Below are 13555 nucleotides of genomic sequence, written 5' to 3' on the forward strand. Positions count from 1 at the left end.
GGCAAAGCTCACACCAGATATTAATAAAATACCTGTCAAGATTGAACAGCTAAATGTGCAGCATTTTTTACACTCTTATAATATTAAATCCTGCGGACTTATTTAATCTATTCATTACAGCAACTCCTATGCCCTTTTCTTCAAAAGCTTCAGATAATATGATATCTACTTTTTTATCATCAAAACACCTGAGAGTTTCAAATAAATTTTTAGATACACTGAACATATTACTTCTGCTGCCTATAGAAATTACCAATCCGTTTTTATAAAAATCTTTTGTTTCATCTGTGGCAATTATCCCTACAGCTTTGTTTTCATCTATATAATTTTGCACCATTTCATTGATTTTTGCAACAGTTTTTTTCAAATCTCCCTTAATTATTTTCACAGGTGCTTTAGGGGCATAGTGCCTATATTTCATTCCCGGTGCCTTCGGTTTTATATTTTTATCCGGTTTTTTCATAACTGCAGGATCAATATAAGCTTTTTTATCCACTTCTCTCAGCATTTCAAGAGTTATTCCACCTGGTCTCAATACACAGCTGGGAGTAACTGTACAATCTATTACTGTAGATTCCACTCCTACCTGACACATTTCTCCACCTAATATAAAGTCAACTTTTCCATTTAAATCCTCTATACACCTTTCTACATCTGTGGGACTTGGACGTCCGGATATATTGGCAGAAGGTGCCGCAATAGGTACTCCTGAACTTTTAATAAATTCTTTGGCTATTACATTAGATGGCATTCTAATTCCTATACTGGGAAGCGATGCGCTGGTAACATCAGGTATAACATCTGATTTGGGAAGAATCAAGGTCATGGGTCCCGGCCAAAATTTTTCCATGAATTTATAAGCCATATCCGGTACATCGTGGACTAAAGTTTTTATCTGGTCTATATTCCATATATGTACAATTAAAGGGTTATCCTGCGGTCTCCCCTTAGCCTCAAAAATTTTTTTTACTGCTTTAGGATCAAGGGCATTGGCCCCAAGACCATAGACAGTTTCTGTCGGGAAAACTACAAGACCGCCCTCTCTTATTATTTTACCGGCTTCACCGATAATATCCTTATCCAATTTTTTTTCATCCACCATCTTTATTTTCGTATTCATTTAATAAACCACCTTTTTATATCTGAATATAAATAAGTTCTACAATACCCATACTATTACAAGACCCAAGATAATACCGCACAGTGTACCAAACGTACTCGTTATACCCTCCCACAGCTTTGAGGATTCAGGTATCATCTCTCCGCAAACCACATACAGCATTATCCCGGAAGCCATCGAAAGACATGCTCCCAACACATCTTGGGATATATTAGCTATGTATGTACCTGAAAAAGTTCCCAGAACTGTCGGGGACGCTGTAATAAAAGCATAAAAAAGTATTTTAGGGATTTTCACTTTAGATGCCATAAGAGGTGCTGACACGGCAATGCCCTCCGGTATATCATGAATTGCAATTATAATACTCATCTTCAGTCCCAAGGTACTGCCTCCTGCAAAACCAAACCCCATTATTATCCCTTCCGGAAAATTATGAATCATAAGTCCCAGGGAAGCCATAAACGCCATTTTCATATGCTTATTGCTGCTATTTATATTTACTTTCGCATCAATTATTGAAATGACTGCGATACCTAAAACTGCAAATATCACAGTAAGTCCAAAATTCCATTTTTCCACAGACTGGGGAATTAAATCAAACACAACCACAGATAACATTATACCCCCTGCAAATCCTATTATAAAACCCAAAAATTTATCAGACGGCTCTCTTATTATCACTCCCAGCGAAGCTCCCACCATAGTACCTACAAGAGATACAAAACTTCCTACTATAACTATATCAATTAAATTCATACCTCAAAAAATCACCCTATGTTTATTATTTATATTTCATATTTATTTCAATGTGCTGTAAGATATGAATTATATTTTTATTTTTTATTTTTCAACACGTAATTTTCCGAGTTGTTCCTATAAAATTTTATCTTTTCTATAGATTCTTTTGTAAAGTTGGCATATACACAGCTTTTATAAACTGTATCTAAAAATGGATATTTATTTAATTCCCCTCTTTTTATTATAGTATAATAAAATTCCTCTTTAGGATATATAATTTTTAATTTGGCATATTCATGGGCAACATACGCATGTCTTTTAAGGAATTCCCTGTGTACAGGTATCATTCTGTCATTTCTAAACTTAGATATTGAGATAAAAATAATTTTAAATTCACTTCGGCCTGTATTTTTTTGTACATAGTCTTCCACATGTACAAATACAATTTTATCACATATTATATTTAACCTGCTATTTTTTATTCCTATATTTACTTTCAACCTATATCCATCGTAAGTAAAACTTAATGAAGCATTATCAACTTTTACAATAATAGCTAGAAAAATAAGTATTTCAAGTATTATAAGATAAGTCGTGTAAAATGTATAAAATTTACCCGTTAGAATAAAGTACCCGGGAAGCATAAAAAAAATAAGGCCTGTAGAAAGCATTAATATTCTATGAGATCTTTTTTGCTTCCTAATAGCTTTATCTATATTCATACCTTCCCGCTAGGTGGAGTTTAACGGTTATTCAACTCCTTTCCGCTTTATTAATTATCTATACTGCAAATCCACCATAACCTCTGCATATATTCATCAGTCATTTCCAATAGTTTTCATCTTTTCTGCCTGATCTGAAGTTATAAGGGCATCTACCATCTCATCTATATCACCATCTAAAAATGAATCCAATTTATACAATGTCATCCCTATTCTATGATCTGTGACTCTTCCCTGAGGGTAATTGTATGTCCTTATTCTCTCACTTCTATCACCTGTTCCAACCTGACTTCTTCTATTTTCAGCTATGCTTGCATTCCTCTCGGCCTCTGCCTTCTTATAGAGTCTTGACTTAAGGACCTTCATAGCTTTTTCCTTATTTTTAAGCTGAGATTTTTCATCCTGGCAGGATACTACAAGCCCAGTAGGCAGATGTGTAATTCTAACTGCTGAATCCGTAGTATTTACACATTGTCCACCATGGCCTGAAGCCCTGAAAACATCTATTCTTATATCATTCGGGTTCACCTTTACCTCTACATCATCCACTTCCGGAAGTACTGCCACAGTTGCAGTAGAAGTATGGATTCTGCCGCTGGATTCCGTATCCGGAACTCTTTGAACCCTGTGAGTGCCGCTTTCATATTTCAATCTGCTGTAAGCACCTTTTCCTTTTACCATGAATACAATCTCTTTAAATCCTCCTATATCTGTGGCATTTAAACTCATCGTCTCTATTCCCCAGCCCTTACGTTCCGCATACCTGGTATACATTCTTGTAAGATCTGCCGCAAATAAAGCAGCTTCTTCTCCTCCCGCTCCAGCTCTTATTTCTACAAATACGTTCCTGTCATCATTCGGATCTTTGGGAATGAGAAGAACTTTTAAATCATCTTCAATTTTATCTATACGTTCCGTAAGATTCTTTATTTCCTCCTGTTCCATTTCTTTCATTTCTTTATCCGTTTCTTCTTTAAGCATTTCCCTATTATCCTTCAGATCCTGAAGTGCCTTTTTATACTCCCTGTACTTTAAAACAACTTCTTCCATCTCAGCGTTTTCCTTGCACAGTTTTTGCCACTCTTTCTGATTTTTTATAACTTCAGGATCACTTATTTTAATAGATAATTCTTCGTATTTATTCTCTATGAAATTAAGTCTTTCTAACATAATTTTTATCACTCCGTATAAATATTTTCACAATATATTATTATATCATAATATTTTTATCCATATCAATAAATTTACTTTACAGCTTTCACAACTGCACTCATTACTCTGTCCCTTTTAGATAGATCTTTTACACAGGATATATCTTGGAAACCATGTTTTTGTAAGATACAGCCCACTTCATCTTTTTGATCATCACCTATTTCAAACATCAGCACTCCATTTTTATCTAAAACTTTCAAACCTTCCTCTGCTATTTTCCTGTAAAACACCAACCCGTCTTCTCCTCCGCATAGTGCTTCATAGGGCTCATAATTTTTCACATCGTCCATCAGCGTACCTATCACATTCTTTTTTATATAGGGCGGGTTTGATATTATCATTTGAAATTTCATTTTGTTCTCAATGAAATACTCAAGCAAATCACTTCTTATTATCTGAACTCTTTCCTGCAGAGAAAGTCTTTTCATATTTTCAGCAGTAACTTTCAGGGCCATGGAAGATATATCGCAGCATTTTACATTTACATCATCCGTGAATTTAGCTATGGACAATCCAATGGCCCCGCTTCCACAGCAAAGATCACATATATTGTGAAAATTATTATTTTTTATCTTCTGCAGAGCCTGCTCTACCAGGATCTCTGTATCAGGTCTCGGTATCAATACACCAGGTTTTATAAAAAAATTCAATCCCATAAATTCGCATTCTCCCAGTATATATTTTACAGGCATTCTTTTTTCCCTCAATTTCAAATACCTATAATAATCTTCGGCTTCTTTTTCAGTAACTTCATAATTTCTATTTATAATTATAAACAACCTATCCTTATTCATAGCCTTCCCCAAAAGAAGCTGTGCATCCAGAATATAACTGCATATTCCTCTATTTTTAAGGATCTTATACCCATATTTCAAAAGTTCTCCTATTTTGCTTTTCATAATAGTAGTTCTCCATTTTCATTGAATTTGATCTATTTTACTCTCTATTCCTTCAGCAGATTTTAGTGCTGCAATAGCTACCTCCAGCTGGTCGTAATCAGGTTCTCTTGTAGTCAGTTTTTGAAGTATAAGCCCCGGGTAAGATAAAATTCTTGTTAAAAATCCGTCATTTCGACCCATCCACCTTATAAGTTCATAGGTTATCCCTGATACAAGAGGTAATAATACCACTCTAAACAAGATTCTCCGCCAAATACTCCCCCAACCAGTTAATGAAAAAAGTATTATACTAACTATCATTACCAAAAATAAAAAATTTGTACCGCACCTTGGATGAAGCCTTCCAAATCCAGCTGCATTTTCAGGTGTCAATTCCCTTCCATTTTCATAACAAAAAATGGTCTTATGTTCAGCACCATGATATTGAAATATCCTTTCTATGTCGGACATTTTACTTATAGCATATATATATATCAAAAATACAGAAACTCTAATTATACCTTCCACTATATTTAAAGAAATAGTATTTTCTATTCCAAATTTCTTAAATATATTTGCTGTAAAAGTTGGAAATATAAAAAACAATAAAATTGCTATCCCCAGAGATACTAAAAGAGTTAAACCCACCAATACAGTTTCACTTTTTTCCTTAAATATACTTTCAAACCAATTGTCAAACTTAGTAGGTTCTTCTTCATCCTGGAAAAACGATGCCGAATAATTCATTGTATTTATACCTATGATAAGTGATTCTATTAAAGATACAAAACCTCTTATAACAGGCAATCCCAAAAATTTATTTTTTTTACTGTAAGGTATACTTTCCTCTCTATTAACTACAATCTCACCGTCGGATTTTCTAACTGCAGTAGCTATACCTCTACTTCCTCTCATCATAACCCCCTCTATTACAGCTTGACCTCCAACAGATATTTCACTAGACACTGTACTTCACCCTCTTATCGCATTTTATTATAAAATCTAATGCAAATTTCTTATATAATCAAATATATTCTAACACAAGATGAATAATTTTATTGACTTAAAAATATAGCTATGTTATAATACAGAAGTTAAAATTAGGGTTTTGTCATTAAATGCAAAAGAGGTGAACGATATGAAAAAAGGCATACATCCAGAGTACTACCACGATGCGGTAGTCAAGTGTGCATGTGGAAACACTTTTACAACTGGTTCAACAAAAAAAGAGTTGAAAGTGGAAATATGTTCTAAATGCCATCCCTTCTTCACTGGTAAACAAAAGAGAGTTGACGCTGGTGGAAGAGTTGATAAGTTCTTAAAGAAATTTAACTTGAAGAATGAAAATTAATTATAATTTGTTATGGGAACTGTCTTTAAAAATAGAGACAGCTCCCTATTTTTAATATTTATTTAATGCAATGCAATGATTTATTTAATTCCATTTTACTGGCAACATTCATGAATTCCCTATTGTTTTTGGTTTTTGCCAGCAAATTTATCAGCTGTTCAGTAATATTTTGAGTATTATTATCATCATATAAAATTTTTCTTATATTATAGGCAGTTTCCCTTTCCAGTTGGCTTTCAAAAAGCAGATCTTCTCTCCTCGTACCAGATTTATATATATCTATAGCAGGGAATATCCGTCTTTCTTGAAGTTTTCTATCTAAGTGCACTTCCATATTTCCGGTGCCCTTAAACTCCTCAAATATCATATCATCCATTCTGCTTCCAGTTTCAATCAGTGCAGTGGCAAGTATAGTCAAACTTCCTCCTTCTTCTATATTTCTAGCTGCACCAAAAAATTTTTTAGGCATTATAAGAGCTCCCGGATCCAGTCCTCCTGAAAGAGTCCTGCCAGTTGGAGTTATAGTCAGGTTATATGCTCTGGAGAGCCTTGTAATACTGTCCAAAAGTATTACTACATCCTGACCCTGCTCCACCATCCTCTTGGTCCTCTCAAGTACCATATAGGCAACTTTGGTATGGTGCTCCGGTTCTTCGTCAAAGGTGGAATAAATAACTTCCCCTTTTATAGATCTCTGCATGTCGGTAACTTCTTCTGGCCTCTCATCTATGAGCAGCACTATAAGTTTCATTTCCGGGTGATTTTGTGAAATACTCTGGGCTATTTTTTTTAGAAGAGTTGTTTTACCTGCTTTAGGGGGGGCAACTATAATTCCTCTCTGTCCTTTACCTATAGGTGATATTATATCCATAAGTCTTGTAGAAAGATTTGAGCTATTGGTTTCTAATCTCAATCTCTGGTTGGGATATATAGGAGTGAGCGTTTCAAAGGGTTCTCTTCCAACTGCTTTTTCCGGATTCTCTCCATTTACTCTCTGTACATAAAGTAAGGCTTTAAATTTTTCCCCTTCTTTTGGAATTCTAACTTTTCCGCAAACCTCATCACCGGTTTTTAAATTAAACCTTCTTATTTGCGATGGAGATACATATATATCATCGGGACCCGTAAGATAATTCTTACCTCTTAAAAATCCGTAGTTATTATTTTCAATAATCTCAAGTACTCCTCTTGCACTGTCAGATTCATTTATCATTTCCTTGAGCTTTTCCCTTTTTTCCTCACCGCTTGTTTTCTGTTCCTGAAACTTAGAGCTATGAATTTTATTCTCCGATGATTTTCCAGTATGGACCGATTCGCCATGATTATTGATTTCTTCATTTTTAGGGCTTATTTTTTCTCTGAGAACAACACCGTTCTTACTTATATATGCAGGAGAAACCCTTTTTATTTTTTCAATCAATTCAGATTTTTTATATTTAGATATATTCTTTATCTCTAAGGCTTTTGCAATATCCTTCAATTTTGCAACCGTCATATTATCTATATCTTTACTGTTCAAAAAGCAACACCTCACAATTATTAAATTTTATATATTTTGAAACAATGCTGGGAAATATTGAAATAAAATTGGAAATATACTTATAGAAAGGTTACACTTCAGATTATATTATACGTTTTTTCTAGATTTTAATCCATTAGGTATATATTTTCCTATATTTTAAGTGTAAAACTTATTTTAAAACTATGCAACATATTTCTATAAATAATTTAAAATATATTTAAAATACAGAGTTGTGAAAGATTTTCAGCTTTTACTGAAAATCTTTCAAAATAACTATGAATTCTTTGAGCCGAAATTCAAGGATGCCCTTATAAATTCTCTAAATAGAGGATGCGGTCTATTGGGTCTTGACTTTAATTCCGGGTGGAATTGTACCCCCACAAACCATGGATGATCTTTTATCTCTATAATTTCAACCAGCTTGGAATCAGGACTTATACCGGATAGTACCAATCCTGCTTTTTGTAGTTCTTCTCTGTACAGATTATTGAATTCATACCTATGTCTGTGTCTTTCATATATAATTTCTTTTCCATAAGCTTTAAAGGAATTGCTCCCGTGCAAAAGCTTACATGGATATTTTCCCAATCTCATAGTACCGCCTTTTCTATCTATTCCCTTTTGATCCGGCATTAAATCTATGACAGGATATTTGGTATGGGGATCTATCTCAGAACTGTGAGCTCCCTTATAACCGAGAACATTTCTTGCAAATTCTATTACGGCACACTGCATTCCCAGGCATATGCCGAAAAAAGGCACCTTGTTCTCTCTAGCCCATCCTGCAGATAATATTTTCCCTTCTATTCCCCTATCACCAAATCCTCCTGGAATAAGTATACCATCTGCATCCTTCAGATAATTCCCCACATTCTCTGGAGTAACATCCTCAGAGTTTATCCATTTTATTTCAACCTTAGCCCCATTGGCGTACCCACCATGATTCAATGCCTCCACTACAGATATGTAAGCATCGTGAAGTTCCACATATTTTCCAACCAAAGCTATCTTCACATTTCTTGATAGATTTTTTATTTTGTCCACCATGTTGATCCATTCGGTATTATCAATTTTTCCGCTTTTCAGTTTTAATTTTTTGCACACCAAATTATCTAATCCCTCTCGATGGAGCATTAGTGGAACTTCATATAAATTTTCTGCATCTAAGTTCTGAATTACAGAATCTTTTTCTACATTACAAAATAAACCTATTTTCTCCTTTAACTCATTTGAGATTTCCCTTTCTGAACGACACACTATTATATCAGGCTGTATACCAATACTTCTCAATTCCTTGACTGAATGCTGTGTCGGTTTGGTTTTCAATTCCCCCGATTTTTTCAAATAAGGAACCAATGTAACATGTATAAAACATACATTTTCCACTCCCACATCATATTTTATCTGCCTTATAGCCTCTAAAAAGGGTAGCGATTCTATATCTCCTACTGTTCCTCCAATTTCAGTTATAACCACATCAATATCCTTTTCCTCTGCCACCTTGTAAACTCTGAATTTTATTTCATTCGTTATATGTGGAATCACCTGAACAGTGCTTCCCAGATACTCTCCTTTTCTCTCTTTTGTTATAACCGACCAGTATATTTTTCCTGTAGTCACATTGTTATTCTTACTTAAATTTTCATCTATAAATCTCTCATAATGACCCAAATCCAAATCTGTTTCCGCTCCATCGTCTGTAACAAAAACTTCTCCATGCTGGTACGGGCTCATAGTACCTGGATCTACATTTATATAAGGATCAAACTTTTGAATTGAGACTTTAAGCCCTCTATTTTTCAAAAGTCTTCCCAGTGAAGCTGCTGTTATTCCCTTGCCCAATGAAGATACTACTCCTCCAGTTACAAATATATATTTTGTACTCATAAATCTCTGCTTTTAAAAGCAGTGTCACCCCCTGTTTTTTATCCTGGTAAAATCTAAATCCCATATTTTAATACGTTGCTTAAAATACAAATAAATTAAATAATTAATTTTTCTTTATATTATTGACAAAATGCTTAATTAGTTCTATAATGAAAATTACTCTTATAAATAAAATAGCATGTTTTGTCCAAAAACATACTTAATATGATAACATATTTCTCATTCATATTCTAGGTTTTTTTATTTTTATAGAATATTTATTTTATTCTTTATTCTACTCCATCTATCAGCTCTTCCGCTTCAAAATACATATCTCTTATACGTTTGTTCAGGAGCAATTTCTTTTCTGCTTTTCTTATATTATTCCTCATGTTATTTCTATTTACGGAAGGAAAATCTTTTTTTAATGTATCCAGATCATAACACCCATATCTATTTACAAGTAAAAAAAATAGATATTTACAGGATTCATCCTTTAAAATATTCAGCAATTCATTTCTGCTCAATCCCTTATATTTGCACAATATATCAATTATTTTAGAATACACCTTTTCTTTATCATTAAAATACTTTCTCAATATATACACTCCCTTCGCCATTTATCTATATATTCAATTATTTCCACAAGATAAAATTTTAATCAGGAGTGAAAAATCATCAGCAGCCGTCACTGGGTTTTTATATTTACTTTCAACTGTGTATTTTGTGCAGCTTGTCCTGCCAGACTCATATTATAGTCAACCAGTACATTCCCACCATCTTCACCTATATCTATATTTATTTTATTGGTCTTTATTTCCAGTTCCACAACTCCATAAGGCGTTTTATACATTGATCTATTTTTCTGATGTCTGTTAAAATCCATTTTGGCATTGGTACTGCCCATTCTTATAAGACATAGCCCATCATCTTTTATCTTTAAGGTAGTAGTAGTTCCCTCCATGCCCGATATTTGAGTTTCCTTATAAACTGCATAATAGCAGTCATTTTTTTTATAAAAATTTCCGGGAGTTACCACTTCTATAGGTTCATCGTTATCGGATTGCCTACTAGATAAAGATATAATCGCCTTTTTTTTCATAATTAAATTTTAACCTGCCTTTCTAATCCCCACAACAATAAATTTTAAAATCTATTCCATTATATCAAATAGGCCGGAATTTTTATAGGATTTTTATTTCACCTATGTAATAACCTGGATAAAAATACACCCTAAAAGCACGAATATTTCCATATCTGCCTTTAGGGATATATATCTATAACAAATTATATAGTTAATTCTCCATTAGGAGTATTGATTATTTGAATTATTTTTTCTTCATATCCGGTTTCAGCATTTATATACACTTTAAAATTATCATTTTTATAATTTCCTGAAAATTCATAGCATAGTATCTCACTGTTTGTTTCCGTAGGAATTACGACAAGTCTTTTCCCGGTTACATTCAGTCTATTTCCGACTTTCTTCTGTGCTTCCTCATAGCTCATTTTGGGAGTTGATATCTCTCTCGTTTCAACATGTGACATAAGATATTTATCTGCTTCTATCCCTATGATATCCCCATTATCCAGGGCTATTTTCAATTTTATCTGATCCGGATATACCAATATATTACCTTGCTTGTAAACATAACTTACTACAGCTATATTATTGTATTTTAAAGAATAGGTTGGAATCATGTTATCGTATCCTAGATTCTTCAAATATTCTGCTCCCATATCCCTTGATTTTTTTACAGTAATGGAACTATTGTTTACGGCCCTATCATTTATCAAATATGAGATTTTCCCGCCCCTTTTACTTATTTCACATATCACTCTGTCTCCCTTTCTACTCCTATTTTTAAGGGCAGCAGTAAATCTGTACACATCTATATCGGCTTTTCCCTTGACGGAAGATACGGTCAGACTTTCAATCTTATTTTTTCCTATTATTTTCCTGGCTATCTTTTCGGCTTCCTTCCCGGATATCTGCCTTTGTGAATCAATTTTAGGTTTTACTTGAAGTACATTATCCGAAAACGGCCCATCATATATAAGTGCAGGATATTGAACTATCTGTTTTTGCATACCCTGGAACTGTTCTGATATGGAATTATCATTATTTTTTGCAAAAGCGCCAATGATCTTCTTCCTTATTTCTCCCCATTTCACCTTGCCTTGATTTATATTATCGGCCGTGGATTTCAACTGGCCCTCTAAAATAACAGATTGTTTTTTCAGCCTTTCTATATTATTATAATCCTCGTCATTCAACTGTTTCCCCGTGGTAGATAATTTGCCCAAATTATAACAAAAATCTCCAGTCTGACTCAAAAATTTACTGGTATCAGATATAGTAGGCTGATCCACTGGAAGGGAATGCAATTTATCATTGGCTATACCAGAATACCTAAATATTTCTTCAAAAACAACTATGGCCTGTTCTCTTGAACCGACTACGGCCGCCTTTGTCAAATTCACTCTTATATTTTGTACTGCATCTATAAGTTCATACATGCTTTTGCCATATTCACCCTGGAGATAATTTCTATAATCATTCCTTTCCAAAGTCATGAGAACTGCAAACGTACTTGAAAAGACAACAATTAAAATCACTAATGCCGTGTATATGATTCTTTTTTTCGTGATTTTCACAGAGCTCCACCTCTCTTTTACAACGAATTTCACACAAAGACCGGTATACTTTGATATTTATTTATATTGTCTGCATTTATTCAATTGTTATGTATTATAAGTTTAATAATGTTCACAAAAGCCAATACTATTTGATGATTATTATTAATTTTTTCTTAAATGTTTATTAAATGAGTTTATTATTTTTGCTACATTTTATATAATGAGATTACATACTTAATCAGAAGGTGATTAGATGAACATTTTAATTCTCTCAATTTCCGCCGGTGGAGGACACGGCAATGCAGCTGAAGCATTAAAAAGTTACATATCCCTGAGAGATCCAGCATCAAACGTAAGAATTGTTGATGCCTTAAAATATATAAATCCCATAATAGACAAGGTAGTAATAGGCAGTTACTTAAAGTCACTCAAAGTATCTCCTTCTTTATACGGAAAATTATACAGCTATTCAGAAGGCGATTACACAATTACAACCACAATAAGTTCAAAACTTATTGAGTCCCTGACCTGTAAACTACTTCCCCTTATAAACGAATATAATCCTGATATATTGATATCGACTCATTCCTTTGCCACAGAAATGCTGTCTGTATTGAAATCAAAATATCATATATGCATACCCTGTATGTGTATAATTACTGATTATTATCCGCATACTTCCTGGCTGCATCCATATATAGATGCTTATGTGATTTCCAATAAGAACATGATAAAAAAGATGATATCAAAGGGAATACCTAAAGATACCATATATAATTTCGGTATACCCGTTAAACCGGAGTTCAATATAAATTACAATAGACATGATACATTGAAAAGCTTAAAATTATCCCAATCTAAATTCACTATCCTAGTTATGGGCGGAAGCTTGGGCTTAGGTAAAATAGCAGACATATATAAACAACTGGATAAGGTCAGTGAAGACATTCAAATAATAATTATAACGGGGAAAAATAAAAAGCTCTATTCAGAACTTTCAAAAATCAAGATGTCTTCTTCTAAAGAAACTCGAATAATAGGCTTTACCAATCAAGTAAATAAATATATGCAGGCCAGTGATCTCCTTTTGACAAAACCAGGAGGGCTTACTATTGCAGAAGCACTGATATGTAAAATACCTTTGGGATTTTTTTCTCCTATACCTGGCCAAGAGGAAAAAAATGCACAATTTTTATTGAAAAATAATCTGGCTGTAAATTTAACCGATATAGGGAAATGTAGAGAAAACATTGAAAAACTTCTTAATTCCAGGGAAAAGCTCGAAATAATAAGTGGAAATTGCAGCAGATTTGCAAAACCATATGCGGTAAATGACATATTTAATCTTATGAACTGGCTTATAGAAAACAATTTAGCCAAAAAAAATTTAACCGGAAATAGGATAATACACAATAAGGACAACATTAAGACATTTTTTAAATCAGCAGAAGAACATTTTGTCAAAACTGCTCAAAAACTATTTGCAGGAAATTAATTGATGCAATA

General features: G+C 33.4%; 13 protein-coding genes. 2 read left to right on the forward strand and 11 right to left on the reverse strand.

Annotated features, from left to right (window positions below):
- Window positions 1-67: 67 nt before the first annotated feature.
- From AB8S09_RS03140 to AB8S09_RS03165, 6 genes are all read right to left on the reverse strand, one after another.
- Window positions 68-1120 carry an L-threonylcarbamoyladenylate synthase gene (locus AB8S09_RS03140; RefSeq protein ID WP_294184810.1) on the reverse strand — a complete coding sequence of 351 codons (1053 nt, stop codon included), beginning with the start codon at window positions 1118-1120 and terminating at the stop codon, window positions 68-70.
- 39 nt (window positions 1121-1159) lie between these two features.
- On the reverse strand, window positions 1160-1876 hold the full coding sequence (locus tag AB8S09_RS03145; RefSeq protein ID WP_294184809.1) for a ZIP family metal transporter: 717 nt from the start codon (window positions 1874-1876) through the stop codon (window positions 1160-1162).
- Window positions 1877-1953: 77 nt separating this feature from the next.
- Window positions 1954-2580 carry a hypothetical protein gene (locus tag AB8S09_RS03150; RefSeq protein ID WP_294184808.1) on the reverse strand — a complete coding sequence of 209 codons (627 nt, stop codon included), beginning with the start codon at window positions 2578-2580 and terminating at the stop codon, window positions 1954-1956.
- 96 nt (window positions 2581-2676) lie between these two features.
- Window positions 2677-3750: a peptide chain release factor 1 gene (gene prfA / locus AB8S09_RS03155; RefSeq protein WP_294184806.1), complete on the reverse strand. Its 1074-nt coding sequence runs from the start codon at window positions 3748-3750 to the stop codon at window positions 2677-2679.
- Window positions 3751-3824: 74 nt separating this feature from the next.
- Window positions 3825-4691 (reverse strand): peptide chain release factor N(5)-glutamine methyltransferase, encoded by an 867-nt coding sequence (gene prmC, locus AB8S09_RS03160; RefSeq protein ID WP_294184805.1) that lies wholly within the window; start codon window positions 4689-4691, stop codon window positions 3825-3827.
- Between the two features lie 18 nt (window positions 4692-4709).
- Complete coding sequence (locus AB8S09_RS03165) at window positions 4710-5588, reverse strand: DUF1385 domain-containing protein (protein WP_294184883.1); 879 nt, start codon at window positions 5586-5588, stop codon at window positions 4710-4712.
- A gap of 220 nt (window positions 5589-5808) precedes the next feature.
- Here AB8S09_RS03165 and rpmE point away from each other — a divergent pair, with 220 nt between their 5' ends.
- Window positions 5809-6021 carry a 50S ribosomal protein L31 gene (gene rpmE, locus AB8S09_RS03170; protein ID WP_294184803.1) on the forward strand — a complete coding sequence of 71 codons (213 nt, stop codon included), beginning with the start codon at window positions 5809-5811 and terminating at the stop codon, window positions 6019-6021.
- A 58-nt stretch (window positions 6022-6079) separates the two neighbouring features.
- Here the strand turns inward: rpmE and rho are convergent, their stop codons facing one another.
- The 5 genes from rho to ypeB form a co-directional block, all read right to left on the reverse strand.
- Window positions 6080-7540 carry a transcription termination factor Rho gene (rho, locus tag AB8S09_RS03175; protein WP_294184801.1) on the reverse strand — a complete coding sequence of 487 codons (1461 nt, stop codon included), beginning with the start codon at window positions 7538-7540 and terminating at the stop codon, window positions 6080-6082.
- Between the two features lie 276 nt (window positions 7541-7816).
- Window positions 7817-9430: a CTP synthase gene (pyrG, locus tag AB8S09_RS03180; protein WP_294182195.1), complete on the reverse strand. Its 1614-nt coding sequence runs from the start codon at window positions 9428-9430 to the stop codon at window positions 7817-7819.
- 269 nt (window positions 9431-9699) lie between these two features.
- Window positions 9700-10008, reverse strand: a complete 309-nt coding sequence (locus tag AB8S09_RS03185; protein ID WP_294182196.1) for a ribose-5-phosphate isomerase — start codon at window positions 10006-10008, stop codon at window positions 9700-9702.
- 89 nt (window positions 10009-10097) lie between these two features.
- Window positions 10098-10511, reverse strand: a complete 414-nt coding sequence (locus tag AB8S09_RS03190; RefSeq protein ID WP_294182197.1) for a YwiB family protein — start codon at window positions 10509-10511, stop codon at window positions 10098-10100.
- Window positions 10512-10696: 185 nt separating this feature from the next.
- The gene (gene ypeB, locus AB8S09_RS03195) at window positions 10697-12067 is read right to left on the reverse strand and encodes a germination protein YpeB (protein WP_294182198.1); all 1371 of its coding nucleotides are present in this window, start codon (window positions 12065-12067) and stop codon (window positions 10697-10699) included.
- A gap of 235 nt (window positions 12068-12302) precedes the next feature.
- Here ypeB and AB8S09_RS03200 point away from each other — a divergent pair, with 235 nt between their 5' ends.
- A complete protein-coding gene (locus AB8S09_RS03200; RefSeq protein WP_369868475.1) occupies window positions 12303-13544 on the forward strand; it encodes an MGDG synthase family glycosyltransferase in 1242 nt (413 codons plus the stop codon).
- Window positions 13545-13555: the final 11 nt, after the last annotated feature.

This window comes from Clostridium lapidicellarium (assembly GCF_041224415.1).
Lineage (GTDB): Bacteria > Bacillota > Clostridia > Clostridiales > Clostridiaceae > Clostridium_B > Clostridium_B lapidicellarium.

Coding starts and splice junctions, on each gene's coding strand:
- AB8S09_RS03145 (WP_294184809.1), bottom strand. CDS start 1,876: ATGAATTTAATTGATATAGTTATAGTAGGAAGTTTTGTATCTCTTGTA.
- prfA (WP_294184806.1), bottom strand. CDS start 3,750: ATGTTAGAAAGACTTAATTTCATAGAGAATAAATACGAAGAATTATCT.
- AB8S09_RS03200 (WP_369868475.1), top strand. CDS start 12,303: ATGAACATTTTAATTCTCTCAATTTCCGCCGGTGGAGGACACGGCAAT.
- AB8S09_RS03165 (WP_294184883.1), bottom strand. CDS start 5,588: ATGATGAGAGGAAGTAGAGGTATAGCTACTGCAGTTAGAAAATCCGAC.
- AB8S09_RS03150 (WP_294184808.1), bottom strand. CDS start 2,580: ATGAATATAGATAAAGCTATTAGGAAGCAAAAAAGATCTCATAGAATA.
- prmC (WP_294184805.1), bottom strand. CDS start 4,691: ATGAAAAGCAAAATAGGAGAACTTTTGAAATATGGGTATAAGATCCTT.
- pyrG (WP_294182195.1), bottom strand. CDS start 9,430: ATGAGTACAAAATATATATTTGTAACTGGAGGAGTAGTATCTTCATTG.
- AB8S09_RS03140 (WP_294184810.1), bottom strand. CDS start 1,120: ATGAATACGAAAATAAAGATGGTGGATGAAAAAAAATTGGATAAGGAT.
- rpmE (WP_294184803.1), top strand. CDS start 5,809: ATGAAAAAAGGCATACATCCAGAGTACTACCACGATGCGGTAGTCAAG.
- AB8S09_RS03190 (WP_294182197.1), bottom strand. CDS start 10,511: ATGAAAAAAAAGGCGATTATATCTTTATCTAGTAGGCAATCCGATAAC.